Origin of the sequence: Mycolicibacter longobardus (assembly GCF_002102265.1) — a bacterium.
GTDB classification, from domain to species: domain Bacteria; phylum Actinomycetota; class Actinomycetes; order Mycobacteriales; family Mycobacteriaceae; genus Mycobacterium; species Mycobacterium longobardum.
In genome coordinates this window covers 59,086-80,620 of record NZ_LQPG01000040.1, presented here as the reverse complement: position 1 = coordinate 80,620, position 21,535 = coordinate 59,086, and the positions used below count along the sequence as shown (strand labels likewise).

The 21,535-nt window shown below is 68.5% G+C and carries 22 protein-coding genes; 16 read left to right on the top strand and 6 right to left on the bottom strand.

Annotated features, from left to right (window positions below; genetic code table 11):
- Nucleotides 1-6 precede the first annotated feature (6 nt).
- Entirely contained in the window at nucleotides 7-1,002 is a 996-nt protein-coding gene (locus AWC16_RS20140) for a TerC/Alx family metal homeostasis membrane protein (protein WP_085266488.1), read from the top strand.
- An 18-nt stretch (nucleotides 1,003-1,020) separates the two neighbouring features.
- On the opposite strand, the gene AWC16_RS20135 is transcribed toward AWC16_RS20140, so the two are convergent.
- Nucleotides 1,021-1,509, bottom strand: a complete 489-nt coding sequence (locus tag AWC16_RS20135; RefSeq protein WP_085266487.1) for an inorganic diphosphatase — start codon at nucleotides 1,507-1,509, stop codon at nucleotides 1,021-1,023.
- A gap of 79 nt (nucleotides 1,510-1,588) precedes the next feature.
- Between AWC16_RS20135 and dacB the strand changes: the two genes are divergently transcribed.
- The 8 genes from dacB (at nucleotide 1,589) to AWC16_RS20095 (ending at nucleotide 9,748) form a co-directional block, all read left to right on the top strand.
- On the top strand, nucleotides 1,589-2,965 hold the full coding sequence (dacB, locus tag AWC16_RS20130) for a D-alanyl-D-alanine carboxypeptidase/D-alanyl-D-alanine endopeptidase (RefSeq protein WP_085266486.1): 1,377 nt from the start codon (nucleotides 1,589-1,591) through the stop codon (nucleotides 2,963-2,965).
- The gene (locus tag AWC16_RS20125; RefSeq protein ID WP_085266518.1) at nucleotides 2,962-4,008 is read left to right on the top strand and encodes a zinc-dependent metalloprotease; all 1,047 of its coding nucleotides are present in this window, start codon (nucleotides 2,962-2,964) and stop codon (nucleotides 4,006-4,008) included. Before dacB ends, AWC16_RS20125 begins: the two co-directional genes overlap by 4 nt.
- Complete coding sequence (tilS, locus tag AWC16_RS20120; RefSeq protein WP_085266485.1) at nucleotides 3,987-4,949, top strand: tRNA lysidine(34) synthetase TilS; 963 nt, start codon at nucleotides 3,987-3,989, stop codon at nucleotides 4,947-4,949. Before AWC16_RS20125 ends, tilS begins: the two co-directional genes overlap by 22 nt.
- 15 nt (nucleotides 4,950-4,964) lie before the next feature.
- Entirely contained in the window at nucleotides 4,965-5,597 is a 633-nt protein-coding gene (gene hpt, locus AWC16_RS20115; RefSeq protein WP_085266517.1) for a hypoxanthine phosphoribosyltransferase, read from the top strand.
- Between the two features lie 83 nt (nucleotides 5,598-5,680).
- Nucleotides 5,681-6,130 carry a hypothetical protein gene (locus tag AWC16_RS20110; RefSeq protein ID WP_133056017.1) on the top strand — a complete coding sequence of 150 codons (450 nt, stop codon included), beginning with the start codon at nucleotides 5,681-5,683 and terminating at the stop codon, nucleotides 6,128-6,130.
- 233 nt (nucleotides 6,131-6,363) lie between these two features.
- Complete coding sequence (locus AWC16_RS20105; RefSeq protein ID WP_234812361.1) at nucleotides 6,364-7,911, top strand: circularly permuted type 2 ATP-grasp protein; 1,548 nt, start codon at nucleotides 6,364-6,366, stop codon at nucleotides 7,909-7,911.
- Nucleotides 7,911-8,903 (top strand): alpha-E domain-containing protein, encoded by a 993-nt coding sequence (locus tag AWC16_RS20100; RefSeq protein ID WP_109561511.1) that lies wholly within the window; start codon nucleotides 7,911-7,913, stop codon nucleotides 8,901-8,903. Before AWC16_RS20105 ends, AWC16_RS20100 begins: the two co-directional genes overlap by 1 nt.
- Complete coding sequence (locus AWC16_RS20095) at nucleotides 8,900-9,748, top strand: transglutaminase family protein (protein WP_085266481.1); 849 nt, start codon at nucleotides 8,900-8,902, stop codon at nucleotides 9,746-9,748. Before AWC16_RS20100 ends, AWC16_RS20095 begins: the two co-directional genes overlap by 4 nt.
- Nucleotides 9,749-9,764: 16 nt before the next feature.
- On the opposite strand, the gene AWC16_RS20090 is transcribed toward AWC16_RS20095, so the two are convergent.
- Nucleotides 9,765-11,225: an HNH endonuclease signature motif containing protein gene (locus AWC16_RS20090; RefSeq protein WP_085266480.1), complete on the bottom strand. Its 1,461-nt coding sequence runs from the start codon at nucleotides 11,223-11,225 to the stop codon at nucleotides 9,765-9,767.
- Between the two features lie 55 nt (nucleotides 11,226-11,280).
- Nucleotides 11,281-12,024: an SIMPL domain-containing protein gene (locus tag AWC16_RS20085; protein ID WP_085266479.1), complete on the bottom strand. Its 744-nt coding sequence runs from the start codon at nucleotides 12,022-12,024 to the stop codon at nucleotides 11,281-11,283.
- A gap of 64 nt (nucleotides 12,025-12,088) precedes the next feature.
- On the opposite strand from AWC16_RS20085, the gene AWC16_RS20080 reads away from it, so the two are divergent.
- The gene (locus tag AWC16_RS20080) at nucleotides 12,089-12,955 is read left to right on the top strand and encodes an SCO6745 family protein (protein ID WP_085266516.1); all 867 of its coding nucleotides are present in this window, start codon (nucleotides 12,089-12,091) and stop codon (nucleotides 12,953-12,955) included.
- Between the two features lie 10 nt (nucleotides 12,956-12,965).
- Here AWC16_RS20080 and AWC16_RS20075 read toward each other — a convergent pair whose 3' ends face one another.
- Genes AWC16_RS20075 through AWC16_RS20065 form a run of 3 tightly spaced genes read right to left on the bottom strand, consistent with a single transcriptional unit; the run spans nucleotide 12,966 to nucleotide 16,202 of the window.
- Nucleotides 12,966-13,982: a zinc-binding dehydrogenase gene (locus AWC16_RS20075; protein ID WP_085266478.1), complete on the bottom strand. Its 1,017-nt coding sequence runs from the start codon at nucleotides 13,980-13,982 to the stop codon at nucleotides 12,966-12,968.
- Between the two features lie 13 nt (nucleotides 13,983-13,995).
- The gene (locus tag AWC16_RS20070) at nucleotides 13,996-15,201 is read right to left on the bottom strand and encodes an LLM class flavin-dependent oxidoreductase (RefSeq protein WP_085266477.1); all 1,206 of its coding nucleotides are present in this window, start codon (nucleotides 15,199-15,201) and stop codon (nucleotides 13,996-13,998) included.
- Complete coding sequence (locus tag AWC16_RS20065; RefSeq protein WP_276062630.1) at nucleotides 15,198-16,202, bottom strand: alpha/beta fold hydrolase; 1,005 nt, start codon at nucleotides 16,200-16,202, stop codon at nucleotides 15,198-15,200. The genes AWC16_RS20070 and AWC16_RS20065 overlap by 4 nt, the downstream gene beginning before the upstream one ends.
- A 109-nt stretch (nucleotides 16,203-16,311) precedes the next feature.
- On the opposite strand from AWC16_RS20065, the gene ftsH reads away from it, so the two are divergent.
- From ftsH to AWC16_RS20035, 6 genes are read left to right on the top strand one after another with little or no spacing between them, the layout of a single operon-like run.
- On the top strand, nucleotides 16,312-18,699 hold the full coding sequence (ftsH, locus tag AWC16_RS20060; RefSeq protein WP_085266514.1) for an ATP-dependent zinc metalloprotease FtsH: 2,388 nt from the start codon (nucleotides 16,312-16,314) through the stop codon (nucleotides 18,697-18,699).
- 16 nt (nucleotides 18,700-18,715) lie between these two features.
- Nucleotides 18,716-19,294, top strand: a complete 579-nt coding sequence (gene folE / locus AWC16_RS20055) for a GTP cyclohydrolase I FolE (protein WP_085266513.1) — start codon at nucleotides 18,716-18,718, stop codon at nucleotides 19,292-19,294.
- A complete protein-coding gene (gene folP, locus AWC16_RS20050) occupies nucleotides 19,291-20,139 on the top strand; it encodes a dihydropteroate synthase (protein WP_085266476.1) in 849 nt (282 codons plus the stop codon). The genes folE and folP overlap by 4 nt, the downstream gene beginning before the upstream one ends.
- Entirely contained in the window at nucleotides 20,132-20,521 is a 390-nt protein-coding gene (folB, locus tag AWC16_RS20045; RefSeq protein ID WP_085266475.1) for a dihydroneopterin aldolase, read from the top strand. Before folP ends, folB begins: the two co-directional genes overlap by 8 nt.
- Nucleotides 20,518-21,036: a 2-amino-4-hydroxy-6-hydroxymethyldihydropteridine diphosphokinase gene (gene folK / locus AWC16_RS20040; protein WP_085266474.1), complete on the top strand. Its 519-nt coding sequence runs from the start codon at nucleotides 20,518-20,520 to the stop codon at nucleotides 21,034-21,036. Before folB ends, folK begins: the two co-directional genes overlap by 4 nt.
- Nucleotides 21,036-21,521: a DUF3180 domain-containing protein gene (locus AWC16_RS20035; RefSeq protein WP_085266473.1), complete on the top strand. Its 486-nt coding sequence runs from the start codon at nucleotides 21,036-21,038 to the stop codon at nucleotides 21,519-21,521. Before folK ends, AWC16_RS20035 begins: the two co-directional genes overlap by 1 nt.
- Nucleotides 21,522-21,535: the final 14 nt, after the last annotated feature.

Genomic DNA, 21,535 nt, shown 5'->3' with positions numbered 1-21,535 from the left:
CCACCGTTGGACCCGTCGCTGTTGGAATGGCTGGTGACGTTCGCAGTCCTGGGCGCGGTGCTCGGATTCGACCTGTTTCTGGTCGCCCGCCGGGTGCATGAGCCGTCGATGCGCGAGGTCGCGACCCGGCTGTCCTTCTACATCGCGTGCGCGTTGGGATTCGGCGTCTGGATCTGGCTGCATTACGGAGCGAAGTACGGCATGCAGTTCTACGCCGGCTGGCTGACCGAGTACAGCCTGTCGGTGGACAACCTGTTCGTGTTCGTGATCATCATGAACAGCTTCAACGTGCCCAAGAAGTATCGGCAGGAGGCGCTGTTCGTCGGCATCGTCCTGGCGCTGTCGTTCCGCTCGGTGTTCATCGCGCTGGGCGGGGTCGCCGTGCAACGGCTGTCGTGGACGTTCTACGTGTTCGGCGCGTTCATGGCCTACACCGCGGTCCGACTGCTCCGCCACAGCGACCACACCGGCGAGGGGGGCGACGAGGGCGAGGGCGGCAACAACTTCGTGGTGCGCTTCGCCCGCACCCACTTCAATGCCACCGACCGCTGGGCGGGCGTGCGGTTCTTCGTCCGCGACTCCACCGGGTCCTGGGCCGTCACCCCGATGTTCCTGGTGGCGCTGGCGCTGGGCACCACCGACCTGGTGTTCGCGATGGACTCCATTCCGGCCATCTACGGGCTGACCAGCCAGCCCTACCTGGTGTTCACCGCCAACGTGTTCGCCCTGATGGGACTGCGGCAGCTGTTCTTCATCCTCGGCAGGATGCTGAACCGGCTGGTGTATCTGTCCCAGGGGCTGGCCGTGATCCTGGGATTCATCGGGGTGCGGATGGTGTTGCACGCGCTGCGCACCAATGAGGTGTGGTTCATCAATTCCGGCCGCAATTTCAACGTCCGGGAGATCCCCACGCCGGTGAGCCTGGCCGTCGTGGTGGGAGTGCTGGTGCTGACGACGGTGGCCAGTCTGTACAAGACCCGCAGCGTGGCGGCCGCTGATTAACGCGGCTAAACCGGCGAATCAGTGACCGGAGGTCTTGAACCGCTCGATCGACCGGGCGATCTCGGCCTCGGCCTCGGCGCGACCCACCCAGTCGGCGGCCTTGACGTACTTGCCCGGCTCCAGGTCCTTGTAGTGCACGAAGAAGTGCTTGATCGCGTCCAGCTCGTAGGACGGGACGTCGCCGATGTCGGCGATGTGGTCCCAGCGGTGGTCGCCGGCGGGCACGCACAGCACCTTGTCGTCGCCGCCGGCTTCGTCGGTCATCCGGAACATCCCGACCGGACGCGCCTCGACCAGCACACCGGGAAACACCGACTGCGGCAGCAGCACCATCGCGTCCAGCGGGTCGCCGTCCTCGCCGAGGGTGTCCTCGATGAAGCCGTAGTCGGCCGGGTAGCCCATCGGCGTGTACAGGTAGCGGTCGAGCTTGACCCGCCCGGTGGCGTGGTCGACCTCGTACTTGTTGCGCTGGCCCTTGGGGATTTCGATGGTCACGTCGAATTGCACCGGGACAGTCTAGAGCGGGCCGGATTGACGCCGGGACTCCGCCCGTCGGGCAGAATTGCGCCTGACAGGCAGGAGAGACATGCAGTCCACTCGGTGGCGACACAGCAGCACCCATTTGGGCATCGCGGCCGCGGTACTGGCACTGGCCGCCGCCGCGGTGGTGGTGGCAGCGGTTGTGCTCCCGGACGAATCCGGGGCGGGTGCGCGCGCCGTGCCGCCGGCGCCGGTGGCGACCGCCGATCCCGGGGTGGTGCCGGTCCCCGACGACGCTCCGGTGCCGACGGGAACCGCCCTGGCGGCGGCCATGGCCACCGCGCTGGCCGACCCGAATCTGGGCCATCTGACCGGCCGGATCACCGATGCGCAGACCGGTAAGGCCCTGTGGACGCAGCAGGAAGACCTGCCGATGCAGCCGGCGTCGACCAACAAGGTGCTCACCGCCGCCGCCGCCCTGCTGGCGCTGGATCCGAGCACCCGCGTCACCACCAGGGTGACGGCCGGGGATCAGCCCGGGGTGGTGGTGCTGGTCGGCGGCGGCGACCCGACACTGTCGACGGCCGAGGTCGACCAGGACACCTGGTATCGCGAGGCGGCGCGCATCGGTGATCTGGCCGATCAGGTCCGCCGCAGCGGGTTCACGGCCACCGAGGTCCAGGTCGACGTGTCGGCTTTCACCGGTCCGACCATGGCGACGGGCTGGGATCCCGAAGACATCGAAGGCGGGGACATCGCCCCGATCGAGTCGGTGATGGTCGACGGCGGCCGAATCCAGCCGACCACGGTCGAGTCCCGGCGGTCGACGACTCCCGCGCTGGACGCCGGGCAGGCGCTGGCCGCGGCCCTGGGCGTCGACCCCGACAGGGTGAGCATCACGAGCTCATCGGTGACCGGACGCGAACTGGGCGCGGTTCGCTCGGCGCCGCTGGTGGTCCGGCTCGGCGAGATGATGAACGCCTCCGACAACGTGATGGCCGAATGCATCGCCCGGGAGGTGGCCGCGGCGATGGGCCGGCCCCGGTCCTTCGCCGGCGCGGTCGACGCGGTGATCAACCGGCTGGCCACCGCCCACATCGCGGTCAGCGGAGCCAACCTGCAGGACTCCAGCGGACTGTCCGTCGATGACCGGCTGTCGGCCCGGACCCTGGACGCGGTGGTGCAGGCGGCGGCCGGACCGGACCAACCGGAGCTGCGGCCGCTGCTGGACATGCTGCCGGTCGCCGGCGGCAGCGGCACGCTTTCGGAGCGGTTCCTCAACCCCAAGACCGGACGCGGAGCGGCCGGCTGGCTGCGCGCCAAAACCGGTTCGCTGACCCGCACCAACGCGCTGGCCGGCATCGTCACCGACCGGGACCGGCGGGTGCTGACCTTCGCCTTCATCTCCAACGACGCCGGGCCCACCGGGCGGACCGCCATCGACGCACTGGCCGCGGTCCTGCGGACCTGCGGATGCGGATGAGCGAATTCGACGTCGGGAGTGCGGTGGACTGGGGGTTCGCCGCGACGGTCGGTGGCTGGCTGGCCCGCCCGGCTCCACCCATGACCGACTACACCCGCCGCCAGGTGGTCGAACAACTGCATGGCAGCGCACGGGCCGCCGAACCCCTGGTGCGGGAGGTGACCGGCCTGGGTCTTGAAGGCTCGGCCGGCGCGATTCCGGAAGCCCGGGTCATCGACCGCCGGGAGTGGATCACCGCCGCCGCCCAGTCGATGCGGGTGATGATGGGCGGCACCGACCAGCCCGCCGGTTTCCTCAGCGGCCGGCTCACCGGGGCGCAGACCGGTGCGGTGCTGGCGTTCGTCTCGTCGGGCATCCTCGGCCAGTACGACCCGTTCTGTGTCGAGAGCGCCGATGGTGCGGGGCAGCTGCTGCTGGTCTACCCCAACGTCGTCGCCGTCGAGCGTCAGCTGCAGGTGACGCCGGCGGACTTCCGGTTGTGGGTGTGCCTGCACGAGGTGACCCACCGGGTCCAGTTCAGCGTCAACCCGTGGCTGGCCGGCTACATGTCGGAGGCGTTGGCGGTGCTGACCGGCGAGAGCAGCCCGGATCTCACCCAGGTGGTGGGCCGGCTGGCCGACCATCTACGGGGACGCAACACCGCCGGGGGCCCATCGGGGATCCTGGGCCTGGTTCGGGCGGTGCAGTCCGAGGCCCAGCAAACCGCATTGGATCAGCTGATGACGCTGGGCACCCTGCTCGAGGGCCACGCCGATCACGTGATGGACGCGGTCGGGCCGGTGGCCGTCCCGACTGTGGCGACCATCCGGAGCCGCTTCGAGGCACGTCGTCAGCGCAGCCAGCCGCCGCTGCAGCGGCTGCTGCGGGCGCTGTTGGGCCTCGATGCCAAGCTCAGCCAGTACACCCGCGGCAAGGCTTTCGTCGACGCCGTGGTCGGCCGGGTCGGCATGGACCGGTTCAACGCGGTGTGGTCGGGACCGGACACCCTGCCGCTGCCCGTCGAGATCGAAGAGCCCCAGCGGTGGATCGACCGGGTGCTGTAGCCCGGCTGCGCGCCGCGCTCGGGGCTTTCGCCGAGAAGTATCTGCCGCAGCAGGAGCACTGGGCGGTGGCGTTGTCGGGCGGGCCGGACTCGCTGGCGCTGACCGCCGTCGCCGCCCGGCTGCGGCCCACCAGGGCGCTGATCGTCGACCACGGCCTGCAAGCGGGCTCGGCGCAGGTGGCTCAGGCCGCGCACGGCCAGGCCCTCGAACTGGGATGCGTTGATGCGCAAGTGATCCCGGTGGTCGTCGGAGTGGCGGGTGGTCCGGAGGCGGCGGCGCGCACGGCCCGCTACGCCGCGCTGGCCGACGCCCGCGGTGCGGACCCCGTGCTGCTGGGTCACACGCTGGACGACCAGGCCGAGACGGTGCTGCTTGGGCTGGCCCGCGGCTCGGGTGCCCGTTCGATGGCCGGGATGCGACCGCACGACCCGCCGTGGTGCCGGCCGCTGCTGGGGGTGCGGCGCGCGCTGACCCGAGACGCCTGCGCGGAGCTGGGTCTGACGCCGTGGCTCGACCCGCACAACAGCGATGTTCGCTTCACCCGGGCACGACTGCGCTCGGAGGTGCTGCCGCTGCTGGAGGACGTGCTGGGCGGCGGGGTGGCCGAGGCGCTGGCCCGCACCGCGACCGCGCTGCGGGAGAACACCGAACTGATCGACGCGCTGGCCCAGCAGGCACTACCCGGAGCCACCGCCGGTGTCGGCTTGGACGTCGCGGCCCTCGCGGAGCTGTCGGGCCCGGTGCGACGGGAGGTGATCCGGGTCTGGCTGCTCGCCGGTGGCGGTCGCGGCCTGACCGACCTGCAGATCCGCGCGGTGGACCGGCTGGTCACCGATTGGCGGGGGCAGGGCGGGGTGGCCGTCGGGTCGGACCTGCGCGGCGAGCGGCTGTTCGCGATCCGCCGCGACGGGCAGTTGCGGCTGCGCCGGGAGCCGATCTGAGCGTCGGACGTGAATTTGTCCGCTGGGTTGGTTGTCGAACATCGCGCATGGCACGCTGTTCTGGTGGCTGCGATCTCGCCGGGGGAGACACCCGAGCTGTACGCCGGTGACATCAAATCGGTACTGCTGACCGAGCAGCAGATCCGGACCCGCACCGCCGAACTCGGTGCGCAGATCGCCGCCGACTACAACGGTGGCGAGAGCGAAGACCTGCTGCTGATCACCGTGCTCAAGGGCGCGGTGCTGTTCGTCACCGATCTGGCCCGGGCGATCCCGCTGCCCACCCAGTTCGAGTTCATGGCGGTCAGCTCCTATGGCTCGTCCACCTCGTCGTCGGGGGTGGTGCGCATCCTCAAGGACCTCGACCGTGACATCAGCGACCGCGACGTGCTGATCGTCGAGGATGTCGTCGACTCCGGCCTGACCCTGTCGTGGCTGCTGCGCAACCTGGCGACCCGGCGGCCCCGGTCCCTGCGGGTGTGCACTCTGCTGCGCAAACCCGACGCGCTGGGCGCCGGCGTCGACATCGCCTACGTTGGCTTCGACATCCCGAATGACTTCGTGGTCGGCTATGGCCTGGACTACATCGAGCGCTACCGCGACCTGCCCTACATCGGGACCCTGGATCCGCGGATCTACGAGAGCTGAGCGTTCTGATTTTCTGGATTTGCTGCGCCTGACTTGGAGGACACCTGAAGAAGGCTCCCATTCTCTCCAGTTATGTAGCCGCCGTGATCGTCGGCGTTGCGGGCGCTGTTGCCGTGGCCGCGGGGGTCGCCTCGGCCGAACCCGTGCTGGACGGCCACTACATGTTTTACGCCGACGGGGATCATGGGACGGTCACCGACAAATCGGGGACGCATCCGAGTCTTGTCGATCCCGAGGTTGCCGAGTGGACGATCAGCCCGTGCGGGCCGGGTTGCGCCCACGTGGACTCGAGTTCGGGAAAGACGTTCGAGTACCGTCTTACCAACGGCCGCTGGGAAACGACCGGCGACCTGGCGTACACCCTGCACTGCGCCGAGGGGGCGCACGATGGCCCAAGATTCCCCTCAACGTGGGTGCAATCGTTTGACGCAGTCACACTGACCGGCACCTACACCAGTACCGGCACCATCGACTGCGGCGAGGGGCCCGAGCTCGTGACTTTCCACGCCCCGGTCCGGCTGATCAAGCACTAGGCGGCAAACACAGGCTGTGGTTGCGCCCGCAGCGAACCATTCTGTTACCGTCGGCCAACGCGTCAACGATGCTGCGGGCCAGCGCGCCGGGCTACCCCGGCTGCGGATCTGTAGCACGATCGGTAGGTGTGAACGCCGTGTCAGCATCAACGCGAAATGGTCGGGCCCGCGCCGGTAAGTCGATCTTTGCGGGCTATCAGGCGGGCGGCAGCTATCGCAACAGCTTTGATGAGATGTTCGACCCCAAGGGCAACGCCAGGGCCGCGTATCGGGGTATCCACAGCGCGCTGGCGCCCGCCGACGACGAGCAACTGCAGGCCAGAGTCGATGCGCTGGGCCGGGCATTCATCGAACAGGGTGTCACCTTCTCGCTGTCCGGGCAGGAACGACCGTTTCCTCTTGATGTTGTGCCACGGGTGATTTCGGCCAGCGAGTGGAGCAAACTGGAACGCGGGATCGCGCAGCGGGTGCGGGCGCTGGAGCGGTTCCTGGCCGACATCTATGACGATCAGGAGATCCTGCGCGATGGGGTGGTCCCCAAGCGGTTGGTGACCTCGTGCGCGCATTTCCATCGGCAGGCTGCCGGCATCAAGCCGCCTAACGGGGTGCGCATCCACGTTGCGGGGATCGACCTGGTGCGGGACGAGCTGGGCGAGTTCCGCGTGCTCGAAGACAATCTGCGGTCCCCCTCGGGGGTGTCGTACGTGATGGAGAATCGTCGCACCATGGCCCGGGTGTTTCCAGACCTGTTCGCCACCCACCGGGTGCGGCAGGTGGGTGACTATGCCACCCATCTGTTGCGGGCGCTGCGGGCGGCTGCGGCGTCCAACGAGGCCGACCCGACCGTGGTGGTGATGACGCCCGGGGCGGCGAACTCGGCTTATTTCGAACATTCGCTGCTGGCCCGGCAGATGGGCGTGGAACTGGTCGAGGGGCGGGATCTGTTCTGTCGCGACAACATCGTGTACATGAGCACCACCGAGCGCGAGCAGCGCGTCGACGTCATCTATCGCCGTATCGACGACGAGTATCTCGACCCGCTCCAGTTCCGGGCCGGTTCGGTGCTCGGTGTACCGGGGCTGGTCAACGCTGCCCGTGCCGGGAATGTCGTGATCAGTAGTGCGGTGGGTAACGGGGTGGGCGACGACAAGCTCATCTACACCTATGTGCCTCAAATCATCAAGTACTACCTGGGTGAGAAACCGATCCTTGCCAACGTGGACACGTTGCGCTGCTGGCTGGAAGACGAATGTGATGAAGTTCTTGACCGTATCCACGAGCTGGTGATCAAACCCGTTGAGGGATCGGGTGGCTACGGCATCGTGTTCGGACCGCAGGCATCTCGCCGGGAACTCAATATTCTGGCCAAGAAGATCAGGGCAAATCCGCGTGACTGGATCGCGCAGCCGGTGGTCCAGCTGTCCACCATACCCACCAAGGTCGGAGATCGCTTGGCGCCCAGGCATGTTGATCTGAGACCGTTCGCGGTCAACGATGGTGACGACGTGTGGGTGTTGCCCGGCGGTCTCACCCGCGTGGCGTTGGAGGAGGGTTCGATGGTGGTGAACTCGAGCCAGGGCGGCGGGTCGAAAGACACCTGGGTGCTGGCGCCGCGCCGGACGGACAAGCAGCATGAGCTGTCCGGCGACCAGCTGGTACGCGGCCGGGATCTACCGACCGACAACGTCGCCGATCAAGGGCCGCAGATGTTGGCCACCGATCTGCTGCAGCAGCAACAGCAACAGCAGCAGCAGATATTCGATCGTGGTGATCGCCGATGATGCTGGCTCGCAACGCCGAATCGCTGTTCTGGATCGGCCGTTACGTAGAGCGGGCCGATGACACCGCGCGCATCCTCGATGTGGCAGTGCACCAGCTGCTCGAAGACGCCACCGTCGACCCCGACCGCACTTGCCGCCTGGTGATGCAGGTGCTGGGACTGGACCCGCTGGACGATGACCAAGCTCAGGACTTGTGGACGTTGACCGAGCGGGTGGCGTACGCGGGCGCGGGCTCGGGATCGATCGCCGACAGTATTGCCAGGGCGCGTGAAAATGCCCGCGGCGCCAGGGAAGTCACGTCAAGTGAGATGTGGGAATGTCTGAACACCACGTTCAACGGCCTGACCGACGCCGAACGCGCCGCCAGGCGGTTGGGGCCGCACGAGTACCTGTCCTATGTGAAGAACCGGTCAGCGATGTTCGCCGGCCTGGCCGACGCCACCATGAGTCGCGACGATGGATACCGTTTTCTGTTGCTTGGACGTTCGGTCGAGCGGGTCGACATGACCGTGCGGATGTTGCTCTCCCGTGCCGGCGACCGGTCCGGGTCGCCGGCCTGGGTGACGGTGTTGCGTTCTGCCGGTGCCCACGACACCTATCTGCGCACCTATCGTGGCGCCCTCGATGCGAATCGGGTGGTGGAGTTCATGTTGTTGGACCGGCTGTTTCCACGTTCGGTCTTCCATGCCATCACGCTGGCCGAGCAGTGCCTGATGGCACTCGACAGTCGTAACGACAGTCGGGTCGGGGCCCGGGCCGAAGCGCAGCGCCTGCTCGGCCGGGCGCGCAGCAGTCTGGAGTTCATGCCACCGGGCTTGCTGCTGGAAGACCTGCAACATCGTCTGATCGGTTTGCGAGAGACGTGCAAGGACGTCACCGAGGCGGTGACTCAGCAGTATTTCCATGTGGCATCGTATCTTTCATGGACCGGGGCTCGATCGAGCGGAGGCCGCAACTACGACGGTCAATTGGTCGGGGAGGGTGAACTGTGAGCTGGCGGATGCGCGTGGTGCACTCGACCGGGTTCGCCTATAACGCGCCGGTCACCTCCTCGTACAACGAGGCGCGTCTCACGCCGCACAGCGACAGTCGGCAGAATGTGATTGTCAATCGGGTAGAAACCGTGCCCGCGACCCGGACGTACCGGTATATCGACTACTGGGGAACCGCAGTGACGGCGTTCGATCTGCATGCGCCACATGAAGAACTGGAGGTATCCGGCTCGTCGGTGGTGGAGACCGAGCCCGACGTCTATCCCGACGACGCCGAGCCGGTGGACTGGGATGATCTGACCAGTGAGTACGTCGTGGACAGATTCAACGAATTGCTCACCTACACAGCATATGTACCTCGCAACCGATCATTGGCGGCCACCGCCCGACGTCTGACCAAGGGGATGGCGCCGTGCGAGGCGGTAAAAGCGGTGTGCTCCTGGGTCCATTCGGAAATGCAGTACGTGCCCGGCACCACCGGGGTGCATACCTCGGCGGTCGACGCCTGGATCGAGAAAAAGGGAGTCTGCCAAGACTACGCACACTTGACCTTGGTCTTGTTGCGCAGCGTGGGGATCCCGTCACGTTACGTGTCGGGTTATCTGCATCCCAAGGCCGACGGTGAGATCGGGGAAACCGTGGTGGGGGAGAGCCACGCTTGGATCGAAGCGTGGACCGGGGCGTGGTCGGGCTATGACCCGACCAATGACGTGCCGATCACCGAGCGGCATGTGTCGGTGGGGCTGGGCCGAGACTATTCGGATGTGACTCCGTTGAAAGGCACCTATATAGGTGGCGAGGCAACGGATTTGGACGTGGTGGTGGAGATCACCCGTCTGGCATGAGGCGTTACCGGGGCCGCTAGAAGGGCGGCGGGTCCTCGTCCGCGGTGTTGGGCGCCACCTGGGGGGACCAGCGGGCGTGGCGGGCGGCACGTCGGGCTTCGCGGGCGCGGCGGTTCTGGCTGCGCTCGGCGGCGACGTAGCGGGCGTGGCCGGCCGCGCGGGTGTGGCGGCGCTGAGGGATCCGCAGGGTGCGGTCACCGCCGGGTTCGAGACGTGATTCGACCGGCTTGATTTCGCCTGTCGGGACGCACAGTTGGGGAAACAGCCATGCGCTGCCCGGCGTGGTGACGTAGGTCTGACCCGAGGGGGACCGCCAGATCACGGTGCCGTCTGCCAGCTGCTGATCGGTCCAGCGCAGGAATGTCTTGACCAAATGATGTTGGCGGCACAGCGCTTTCAGATTGGAGGCGTGCGTGGTACCACCCAGGCCGTAGGGCACGGTATGGTCCAGGTCGCAGCCGATCGCCGGTTTGTCGCAGCCGGGGAAGCGACAGGTCAGGTCACGGCAGCGCACGAAGTCGGCCAGGGCCCGCGACGGCACGTAGCCCCGTTCGGGTGGGTTGTCGGCAGGGTGAACCAGGGGCCGCAGCCGCGCGTTGCGGGCCAATTCGGCCAGCAACTCGGCCGGAACCAGAGCATCGTCACCGATGAGGCTGCCCGGTGTCTGGCTGCCGCCGGTCAGGCTGGCCTGCTCGGCGATGACGTGGATGAGTACCGGCCTGGGGGCGGGTTTGCCGGCGGCGGGGCACTCCGGCCGGCCGCAACGACAATCCAGCCGGTCGGCCCCTGCCGCCAGGGCTCCCAGAGCATCGGCACGGCGCTGAGCGCGGGTACGTGGATCCTGGTCGCACACCGTGTCGACCAGCGCGTCGAGCCGGGCGTCGAGCACCCGGGCGTCGGGAGTCAGCAGGCGTCCGAACAGATCGCTGACCCCGTCGCCGGCGTCGTTGATGACCACCTCCCGGCCGGCCTGCCGGCGCCGAACCTGCCGTACCGCATCGCGGTCGGCTCGGGCCACGATCTTGTCGACATAGCCCGCCAGCCGCCCCTGGGTCAGCGACGACCAGCGCGACACCTTGGCCGCCAGCACGGTGTCGACCCGACTCAGGACGTCGGGTTCGGTGATCAGATCGGTGCGAAACACCAATGCCTGAAACATCCAGTAGTCGATATCGCCGGCGACCAGCAGCGCACCGCACTGCGGCAACCGATCCCGCATCGCCCGGGCATAGCGCACAAAACTGGAGGCCAGCGCCTCGGAGACATTCAAAGCCGCGGCCACTTCGGCCGCAACCGCCACAAACGTGTCGGTCACCCACTGCTCGTTGGCGGCGTGTTCGCGGGCCCGCAGGCCGTCCAACTCACCGATCGCGGCCAACCGCTGCCCGGCAGCCTGATTCTGGGCCCGGCTCGCCGCGCAGATCCGGTCCACCAACACCGACGACTCCGGCGTCTGCGACCAAGCTCGTTCGAACATATGTTCATACTACGTGGGCCCACCGACAAGGAACCCGGATCAGAAGGTTGGGGGTCTAGTTCAGCTCCCACACCGCAGTCACCGAGAAGCTCACGGTCTGCTGGCCGGGTTCCACCGGGGGTGCGGCGGCCATGGCGCGCGGCATCGGCATTCCCACCGGTACCGGCGGCGGGCTCGCGTCGGCGGCCTCGGAGATCGAGATCACCCGGCCCAGGTGCAGGCCGGACAGCTGCGCGTACTGCTCGGCGCGGTCCTTGGCGTCGTTGAAGGCTCGCTCGCGGGCGCCGCGCACCAGCTGCGAATCGTCCTCGATGGAGTAGCTGACGCCATTGATCCGGGTGGCGTCCCCGCCGGCCCGCACGATCACCGCCAGCACCTGCGAGGCGGAATCCCGTTCGACCTTGACCCGGATCGTGTTGCCGGCCCGGTAGCCGGTGATGCTCGCCGACCCGCCGGGTTCGGGATTGCCGTACTGCGGCTGCAGGCTGACCTGGGTGGTGCTGATGTCCTTGCGGTCCACTCCGGCGTCCACCAGTGCGTCGATCACCGCCTGCTGGCGCTCGCTGGTCTGGTTCATCGCGCTGGTGACATCGCCGGCGACGAACTCGATGCCCGCCTCGGTGGTCAGCGTGTCCGGAACACCCTGGACCTCACCGGAGCCCACCACCGTCACCTCGCGCGGAATCTCCGCGCCACCGCCGGGCGCGGCGTCGCATCCGGCCAGCGCAGTGGTGGCCAAGCCGGCCAGCCCCAGCGTCATCGACCAGCGGAGAATCATCCGGGCGCGGTGTGTCGGCATGCTTGGCACCCTAGCGGAGTCAGCCGCCATGTCGGGGTAAAGGCCGATGCGGCACACTGAGGAGATGACCGCGGAGACCACCGCAGCTCCGTCGCGAGCATTGTCCAGCGCAATCGAGCCGTTCTCCGGGCAGGTGTACTTCTCCCCGGAGTGTCACCGTGGCTACGCGGCACTCGGTTTCGGCGCCAGCCCGGCCACATCCGACGGCGTCGAGATGCCCGACGGGCCGGCCTATTTCTGCAGCCGTGGCTCGGCGCTGGGGCAGGCGCCCGGGGAGGTGATCGCCGCGACCTTCGCCGTGTTCAACCCCGCCGTGGTGGTGCCGGCGGTCGGATACGGCTGGACGCTGACCGACGCGCAGGCCATCCGCGCGGCCCGCACCGACGGCGCGGCGGGCCAGCTGCGCCGAGTGCTGGGCGCCGCCCCGGACGGCCTCGACCGCGCGGTGCAGCTGCTGCACCGCGCCACCGACGGGCTCTCGTTGGCCGGAAAGCCCCTCTTCGCCGGGCTGGTGGCCGACGGGCTGGTCGGTAAGCCGCTCACCGATGCCTGGCAGCTCACCGACCAGCTGCGTGAGTTCCGCGGCGATGCGCACGTGAACGCTTGGACCGCAGCCGGATTCGACGCCGTCGAGATCGGTCTGATCACCGAGCTCTACCGCGGATTTCCGCGGCGCACTTACGTCCGGACCAGGGCTTGGAGCGATGAGGAGCTGACCGCCGGGGAGGCCCGGCTGGCCGAGCGGGGTTTGGCTCGCGACGGCGTGCTCACCGACGCCGGACGCGCCGCCCGCGAGGCGGTCGAGACGGCCACCGACGCGGCGTGCGCCCCGATCGTCGCCAACCTCGGCGATGACCTGGGCGAGTTGGTCGAGCTGGTGGGCGGCTGGTCGAAGCAACTGCTCGACGCCGGCGCCTTCCCCAGGGGCTAGGGCCATCTGACTACGGCGTGACCAGGATCTTGCAGTGCCGGTCGGGGTCGGCCAGGTCCTCGAAAGCCGCACCCACGCCGTCGAGTCCGACCTCACCGGTGATCAGCGGCGCCACGTCGATCCGCCCCTCGGCGATGGCCTGCAGCGACGCGGTGAACTCCGCGGGCTCGTAGGCCAGGACGAACTGCACGCTGATCTCCTTGGCGATGCCGTAGAACGGATGCACGGTGTCGGGTTCCATGCAGACCCCCGCGACCACCAGCCGGCTGCCCACCGGCGCGCGCCGCAGCACGTCGTCGATGATGCCCGGCACGCCGACCGCCTCGAAGATGACCTTCGGTTTGACCGTGTCGAACGGCGAACCCTGCGCCGGATCCAGTACGCGATGCGCGCCCATGGACGTCGCAAGATCCCGTCGAGCACGTGAATAATCAGCGGCCACAATGTCTTCCACGCCAGAGGTGCGCAGTGCCGCGATGATCGCCATCCCGATCGGGCCGCAGCCCAGCACCAGCGCGGTCTCGCCTGGCAAGACACCGGATTTGTTGACCGCGTGCAGTCCCACCGCCATCGGCTCGGTCAGCGCAGCGTGGCGCAGGTCCAGGCCGTTGGGGATGGGAACCAGCAGCGGAGCCGACAGCAGCATCTTCTCGGCGTAGCCGCCCACCGTGGTGTTCGAGTAGACGATCGGCTCAATGCCTTTGGCGGCCAACAGAACCGGAATCGACGTGACCGGCGTGCCGGAGGGAAAGGTGTCGGTGTCGGGTCCGGCCTCCAACACCCGCGCGCTGAACTCATGGCCCATGAAGATGTCGGCACCCAGGTCGACGGATGTCCGGGAGGAGGGGCTGCCGGACATGGACTGCGTCGCCGCCAGCACCTGGTCTCCGTGCGCGGCGAAGTGCAGGTCGGATCCGCAGATACCGCAGGCCGCCACCTCGACGAGCACCTGGCCCGGGCCGGGCGTCGGATCCGGCACATCGTCCCGGTAGACCATTCGACCGTCGCGCAGCACCGCCGCGCGCATCAGTGGTACCCCATCAGCGGGGCCCGCCAACCTGATCGGCACCCGACTCGGTGACGTGCTCGACGACGGCGTTCTTGATCGCCTCGCCGACCCGGCCGAACAACGTGTCGCGCATGCCCCTGGCCCATTCGTGTGATGCCCTGGGCGCGGCGAGCTGGCCCTTGAAGTGCGGAATAACCTTGCGGGCCAACAGTTCGTAGCTGTGATAGGTGGCTTCGGGGGAGGCCCAGTCATGTCCCAGGAACAGCAGGGTGCCGAACCCGCCGGAGCGCTCCAGCAGGCCGGTGATGTGTTCGATCGCGTCGTCGGGGGTGCCGATGCAGCAGCTTCCGGCCGCGGCGTAGGCCTCGACGAACTCGGTCGGTGTCTGCGGCGAGCCCTCGACCTCGCTGGCCAGCGGGACGAACCCGGCCGCGCCGAAATAGTTCGCGAAATCCTGCAGGCCGTAGGTGCAGTCGGCTATCGCCTGCTCGCGGGTGTCGGCGATGTGCATGATGCTCAGTACCCGCCAGTCGGCCCGGTCCGGTTCGTCGCGGCCGGCCTTGGCGGCCTGATCGCAGACCAACTGCCAGGTGTTCTCCAGCGCGGCGAAGCCACCCGGCACCGACATGGACAGCGACAGCAGCGAGGTGCCCAGCGCACCGGCCAGCCGTGGACCGGACGGGGAGATCATGGCCGCCGAGGAGACTTCCGGGTAGGGCCAGGTGTACGGACGAATGTGCAACGCCGCGTCGCGCAGGGTGAACCAGTCCGAATGCCGGGTGATCAGTTCGCCGGGTTCGGCCCGGAACAACGCCAGGATCGCCTCCAGCGACTCCTGCATCATCCGGCGCTGCTCGACGGGATCGATGCCCATCATGTGGGCGTCGGTGGGCAGTGCACCCGGCCCGGCGCCGAACATCACCCGGCCGCGGGTCAGGTGATCCAGCAGCACCCAGCGGTCGGCCACCATCAGCGGGTGGTGGTAGGGCAGCGAGACGACGCCGGTGCCCAGCCGGATGTGTTTGGTGCGTTCGGCCGCTGCCGCGATGAACACCTCCGGGCAGGCGATCAGTTCATAGCCGCCCGAATGATGCTCACCGAACCAGGCTTCGTCGAAACCCAGCCGGTCCAGAGCGACCACCCGCTCCAGGTCGTATTCCAGGGCGACCGTGGGTGATTGACCCAGCGCGTGAAACGGGGTGATGAACACCCCGAAGCGCAGTGGCCGGCCGGTCATGATGCCGCTCCGGCCGGCAGGCCCGCCAGGAACTCCAGCAGCGCTGCGTTGACCTCGTCGGGCCGCTCCTGCTGCAGCCAGTGGCCGGCGCCGTCGATGAGTATCTCGCGGTAGGGCCCGGTCGCCAGTCTGGTGGACCGGTCGCGGCGGGTGAACGTCAGTACCGGGTCGGCGGTTCCGGCGATGAACAGTGTTGGAACGTCGATGGTGGCGGCGGGCGGGTTGGTCATGATCTCCCAGTTGCGGTCGAGGTTGCGATACCAGTTCAGGCCGCCGGTGAAGCCGGTGCGGGTGAACTCGGCGATGTAGTGGTCCAGTTCGTCGGCGCTGATCCAGTCCGGACGTGCCGCGGGTTCGGGTAGTCGCTCGATGAAACCCATCGGGCCGGGGGCGGCCATTCGTGCCATCGTTTCGGCGTCGGGAGGACGCAGGCCACCGATCATTCGCCGCATGGTGCGGGCCGGGTCGGAATTCAGTTCCGTATCGGCGACGCCGGGTTGCTGGAAATAAAGCATGTAGAAAAAGTTCTCGCCGAATATATTGCGGAACGCCGCTGTGGGCGGGACTTGCGGGCGGGGCACCGGCGGCACGCTGAGCCCCGCCACAGCGACCACCCGGTCGGGGTGCAGCTGCGCGGCGCCCCACGCCACCGGGGCGCCCCAGTCATGGCCGATCCAGACCGCACGCTGCGCGCCGACATCGTCGAGCAGACCGACCAGGTCGCCGGTGAGCGCCGCGATGTCGTAGGCCGCGATCTCATCGGGTCGCGACGAACCGCCGTAGCCGCGCTGATCGGGTGCCAGCACGTGGAATCCGGCGTCGGCCAGCGCCGGTATCTGATGTCGCCAGGAGAAGGCCAGCTCCGGGAAGCCGTGTGCCAGCAACACGACCGGGGCGCCCGGCTCGCCCGCTTCGGTGACCCGCAGGGTCACGCCGTTGGTTTCGACCAGTCGCTGGGTTGCTCGTTGGATTGCGGGGGCCACCGTCACACCAAAGCACAACCGGACTCCGGTGGAGAAGGGATTGCCCGCGCTGTCGGGCGAGGGCGGTAGCCTGAACATGCCCAGCTGCATGTACTGGAAGGATTTGGCCGCGCCCGGCCGATGTCTGATGAATCGCAAAAACGTGATCCGCACCGTCACCGCGATCGCGGTGGTGTTGTTGCTCGGTTGGTCGTTCTTCTATTTCAGCGACGACACCCGCGGATACAAACCCGTCGACACCTCGGTCGCGGTGGCCCAGATCCACAGCGGCAACGTCAAGAGCGCCCAGCTCGACGACCGTGAGCAACAGCTGCGGCTGGTGCTGAAGAACCCGCTCACCAGCGTCGAGGTCACCGACAAGGCCGGACGCAAGGCCGACAACCGGGCCGAGCAGGTCGACAAGCTGATCACCAAGTACCCGACCGGGTACGCGGTACCGCTCTACACCGCGTTGACGGCTAAGAAAGCCGAGATCAACACCGTCGTCAACCAGGGCAGCGTGCTGGGTTCGCTGCTGATCTACATGCTGCCGATGCTGCTGCTGATCGGGCTGTTCGTGATGTTCTCCCGGATGCAGGGCGGCGCCCGGATGGGCTTCGGGTTCGGCAAGTCGCGGGCCAAACAGCTGGGCAAGGACATGCCCAAGACCACCTTCGCCGACGTCGCCGGCGTCGACGAGGCGGTCGAGGAGCTCTACGAGATCAAGGACTTCCTGCAGAACCCTGCCAGGTACCAGGCGCTGGGCGCGAAGATCCCCAAAGGCGTGCTGCTGTACGGCCCGCCGGGTACCGGCAAGACCCTGCTGGCGCGTGCGGTCGCCGGTGAGGCGGGCGTGCCCTTCTTCACCATCTCCGGCTCGGACTTCGTGGAGATGTTCGTCGGGGTGGGCGCCTCCCGGGTGCGGGACCTGTTCGAGCAGGCCAAACAGAACAGCCCCTGCATCGTGTTCGTCGACGAGATCGACGCGGTCGGCCGGCAGCGCGGCGCCGGTATGGGCGGCGGACACGACGAGCGTGAGCAGACCCTCAACCAGTTGCTGGTGGAGATGGACGGGTTCGGTGAGCGGGCCGGAGTCATTCTGATCGCGGCCACCAACCGGCCCGACATCCTCGACCCGGCCCTGCTGCGGCCCGGCCGGTTCGACCGCCAGATCCCGGTCACCAACCCCGACATCGCGGGTCGGCGCGCGGTGCTGAGGGTGCACTCCAAGGGCAAGCCGATCGCACCCGACGCCGATCTCGACGGGCTGGCCAAGCGCACCGTCGGCATGTCCGGCGCCGACCTGGCCAACGTGATCAACGAGGCGGCGCTGCTGACCGCGCGTGAGAACGGCACCGTCATCACCGGCGCCGCGCTGGAGGAAGCCGTGGACCGGGTGATCGGCGGTCCGCGCCGTAAGAGCCGGATCATCAGCGAGCACGAGAAGAAGATCACCGCCTACCACGAGGGCGGACACACCCTGGCGGCGTGGGCGATGCCCGACATCGACCCGGTCTACAAGGTGACGATTCTGGCTCGCGGCCGCACCGGCGGGCACGCGGTGGCGGTGCCCGAGGAGGACAAGGGATTGCGCACCCGCTCGGAGATGATCGCCCAGCTGGTCTTCGCCATGGGTGGGCGGGCTGCCGAGGAACTGGTGTTCCGCGAGCCCACCACCGGCGCGGTCTCCGACATCGAGAAGGCCACCAAGGTCGCCCGCGCCATGGTCACCGAATACGGCATGAGCGCCAAGCTCGGCGCGGTCCGCTACGGCACCGACCACGGCGATCCGTTCTTGGGCCGCACCATGGGCACGGCGTCTGACTACTCCCACGAAGTGGCCCGCGACATCGACGACGAGGTGCGCAAGCTCATCGAGGCCGCGCACACCGAGGCCTGGGAGATTCTCACCGAGTACCGCGACGTCCTGGACGTTCTGGCCGGGGAACTGCTGGAGAAGGAGACGCTGCACCGCGCTGACCTGGAGAAGATCTTCGGCGACGTGGCCAAGCGGCCCCGGTTGACGACGTTCGACGACTTCGGCGGTCGGGTCCCGTCCGACAAACCGCCGATCAAGACGCCCGGCGAGCTGGCCATCGAGCGTGGCGAGCCGTGGCCGCAGCCGACGCCGGAGCCGGCGTTCAAGGCCGCCATCGCGCAGGCGTCCCAGGAGGCGGCGGCCAGGGCGGGCGAGGCCGGTCACACCCCCAACGGCAGCAACGGCGCGCCCGGCGGCGGAGACGCTGCGGCACCGGGAACCCAACCCGACTACGGTGCGCCGGCCGGCTGGCACGCGCCCGGCTGGCCGCCGCAGCATCCGCAACAGCAGCCGCAGCAGGCCGGCTACTGGTATCCACCCCAGCACTGGCAGCAGCAGGGCTATCCGCCTGCCCAGCACCGCCCCCCGTATCAGCCGTACCCCGGTGCGAGCCCGCCCCCGCCCCCGCCGGCGCCGTCCGGTGAGGCCGAAGGCCGCCGCCGAGCGGAGAACCGCGGAGCCGAGAACAACCGATCCGAGCCGCCGTCCGGTGACTGAGAAAGTGGGGTCGGTGATGACGCCGGCAGTCTTCGATCAGGCGCGCGCCGAGGCGGCCGTGCGCGAACTGCTGTTCGCGGTGGGCGAAGATCCGGACCGGGCGGGTCTGCTCGACACCCCGGCGCGGGTGGCCCGGGCGTACAAGGAGATGTTCGCGGGGCTCTACACCGACCCGGACACGGTGCTGGAGACCACCTTCGACGAGGAACACGAAGAGCTGGTGATCGTCAAGGAGATCCCGCTGTACTCGACGTGCGAGCACCATCTGGTGTCCTTCCACGGTGTCGCGCACGTCGGTTACATCCCCGGCTACGACGGCCGGATCACCGGCCTGTCCAAGCTGGCGCGGGTGGTCGATCTGTACGCCAAGCGACCCCAGGTGCAGGAGCGGTTGACCGGGCAGGTCGCCGACGCCCTGATGCGCAAACTCAACCCGCGCGGGGTCATCGTGGTGGTCGAGGCCGAGCATCTGTGCATGGCCATGCGGGGAGTGCGCAAGCCCGGCGCGGTCACCACGACGTCGGCGGTGCGCGGCCAGTTCAAAACCGACAGCGCGTCGCGCGCCGAGGCCCTGGAACTCATCCTGCGCAAGTGAGCCCGACACGCGTGCAGGTAGTCGGGGTGGTCAACGTCACCGCCGACTCCTTCTCCGACGGCGGGCGCTATCTGAGCACCGATCGTGCCGTCGAGCACGGACTGGCGCTGGTGGGCCAGGGCGCGGCGATCATCGACGTCGGGGGTGAATCGACCCGGCCCGGAGCGGTGCGCGCCGATCCGCGGGCAGAGGCGCAGCGGGTTATCCCGGTGGTGAAACAGCTTGTCGAACAGGGAATCACCGTCAGCATCGACACAATGAATGCCGCCGTCGCCGGCGCCGCGCTGGACTGCGGTGCCGGAATCGTCAACGACGTGTCCGGGGGTCAGGCAGACCCGGCCATGGCGCCGCTGCTGGCATCCTCTGGCGCCCGGTGGGTCCTGATGCACTGGCGGCCGGTCGACCCGCAATACCCGCATCGGGTGCCGTGCTACCGAGATGTCGTCGCCGAGGTACGCGAGGACCTGCTCGCCGCCGTCGACGCCGCCATGGCCGCCGGTGTGGACCCGGAGAAGCTGATCATCGACCCGGGCCTGGGCTTCGCCAAAACGGCGCAACACAATTGGGCTCTGCTGCATGCACTGCCGCAACTGGTCGAAGTCGGAATACCGGTTCTGGTCGGGGCGTCTCGCAAGCGGTTTCTGGGTACGCTGCTGTCCGGGGCCGACGGCGCGCCGAGGCCGCCCGACGAGCGGGAAACGGCCACCGCGGTGGTCTCGGCGCTGGCCGGAATGCACGGGGCCTGGGGAGTGCGGGTGCATGACGCGCGCGCTTCGGTCGACGCGCTGCGGGTCGCCGAGGCCTGGACTGCAGCCGGGGAGCAAGGAGGCGCGAGCGATGACTGATCGAATCGAGTTGCGCGGCTTGAAGGTTCGCGGCAACCACGGCGTGTTCGCCCATGAGCGGGCGGACGGTCAGGACTTTGTCGTCGACATCACGGTCTGGATGGACCTATCCCGGGCGGCGGCCAGCGACTCCTTGACCGATACCTACGACTACGGGCTGCTGGCGCAGCGGGCCGCGGCCATCGTCAGCGGTCCGGCACGCGATCTCATCGAAACCGTCGCCGCCGAGATCGCCGAGGACGTGATGGGCGATCCGCGGGTGCAGGCCGTGGAGGTGACGCTGCACAAGCCGAACGCCCCGATCCCGCTGACCTTCGCCGACGTCGCGGTGGTGGCACGGCGCGCACGGACCGACCGGCGCGGCAAGGTGGTCCCGGCGTGAGTCGCGCGGTGCTCTCGGTGGGCTCCAACCTGGGGGACCGGCTCGCCTTGTTGCAGTCGACGGTCGACGGCCTGGGCTCGGCGGTGCGCGAGGTGTCCGGGGTGTATGAGACCGAGGCGTGGGGCGGGGTCGAGCAGGCGCCCTTCCTCAACGCGGTGCTGATCGTCGAGGACCCGGCCGCCGACGGACCCCGCTGGCTGCGCCGGGCCCAGCAACTCGAGCAGGCGGCCGGGCGGGTGCGCGCCGAACGCTGGGGGCCGCGGACCCTGGATGTCGACGTGATCAGCTGCCGCGAGCCCGGGGCGACCGAGGTGCTGTCCGACGATCCTGAGCTGACCCTGCCGCATCCACGGGCACATCTGCGCGCGTTCGTCATGGTTCCCTGGCTGGCGGTGGAGCCGGATGCGCGACTGACGGTGGCCGGCCGACGGTGCGCGGTGGCGGATCTGCTGGACGAGCTGGCACCTGCCGACCGCGCCGGGGTGCGGTTGACCGACCTGGTGCTGCAGCTCTGATGGGCCCGACCCGCAAACGCAACGTGGCCGCCGCCGCCGCGGTGGTCGCCGTCATCAGCTTCCTGGCGGTCCAGCTGCTGTATCGATGGTTCCCGCCGATCACCGTGTGGACCGGGATATCGCTGCTGGCGGTCGCCATCGCCGAGGCGGCCTGGGGCCGCTACGTGGGCGCGAAGATCGACGAGGGCCATATCGGTCCCGGCCCCGGCCGGCTGCACCCGATCGCGGTGGCCCGCACCGTGGTGGTCGCCAAGGCCTCGGCCTGGATGGGTGCGCTGGTGCTGGGCTTCTGGCTGGGCGTGCTCGGCTACCTGCTGCAGCACCGGTCCACGCTGCAGGTGGCCGCCGAGGACACCGGCGGCGCTGTGGTGGCCGCGGTCAGTGCGCTGGCTTTGCTCGTCGCCGCGCTGTGGCTGCAGAACTGCTGCAAGTCCCCGCAGGATCCCGGCCAAACCGGACAGCTCACCGGAAATCAACCCGGGTAAGAATCGCCGAAGCA

Excerpts from the sequence above, each read along its gene's own strand:
- dacB (WP_085266486.1), top strand. The coding sequence starts at position 1,589 with ATGCAGTCCACTCGGTGGCGACACAGCAGCACCCATTTGGGCATCGCG.
- AWC16_RS20125 (WP_085266518.1), top strand. The coding sequence starts at position 2,962 with ATGAGCGAATTCGACGTCGGGAGTGCGGTGGACTGGGGGTTCGCCGCG.
- AWC16_RS20105 (WP_234812361.1), top strand. The coding sequence starts at position 6,364 with ATGTTCGACCCCAAGGGCAACGCCAGGGCCGCGTATCGGGGTATCCAC.
- AWC16_RS20100 (WP_109561511.1), top strand. The coding sequence starts at position 7,911 with ATGCTGGCTCGCAACGCCGAATCGCTGTTCTGGATCGGCCGTTACGTA.
- AWC16_RS20090 (WP_085266480.1), bottom strand. The coding sequence starts at position 11,225 with ATGTTCGAACGAGCTTGGTCGCAGACGCCGGAGTCGTCGGTGTTGGTG.
- AWC16_RS20085 (WP_085266479.1), bottom strand. The coding sequence starts at position 12,024 with ATGCCGACACACCGCGCCCGGATGATTCTCCGCTGGTCGATGACGCTG.
- AWC16_RS20080 (WP_085266516.1), top strand. The coding sequence starts at position 12,089 with ATGACCGCGGAGACCACCGCAGCTCCGTCGCGAGCATTGTCCAGCGCA.
- AWC16_RS20075 (WP_085266478.1), bottom strand. The coding sequence starts at position 13,982 with ATGCGCGCGGCGGTGCTGCGCGACGGTCGAATGGTCTACCGGGACGAT.
- AWC16_RS20070 (WP_085266477.1), bottom strand. The coding sequence starts at position 15,201 with ATGACCGGCCGGCCACTGCGCTTCGGGGTGTTCATCACCCCGTTTCAC.
- ftsH (WP_085266514.1), top strand. The coding sequence starts at position 16,312 with ATGAATCGCAAAAACGTGATCCGCACCGTCACCGCGATCGCGGTGGTG.
- folE (WP_085266513.1), top strand. The coding sequence starts at position 18,716 with ATGACGCCGGCAGTCTTCGATCAGGCGCGCGCCGAGGCGGCCGTGCGC.
- folB (WP_085266475.1), top strand. The coding sequence starts at position 20,132 with ATGACTGATCGAATCGAGTTGCGCGGCTTGAAGGTTCGCGGCAACCAC.
- AWC16_RS20035 (WP_085266473.1), top strand. The coding sequence starts at position 21,036 with ATGGGCCCGACCCGCAAACGCAACGTGGCCGCCGCCGCCGCGGTGGTC.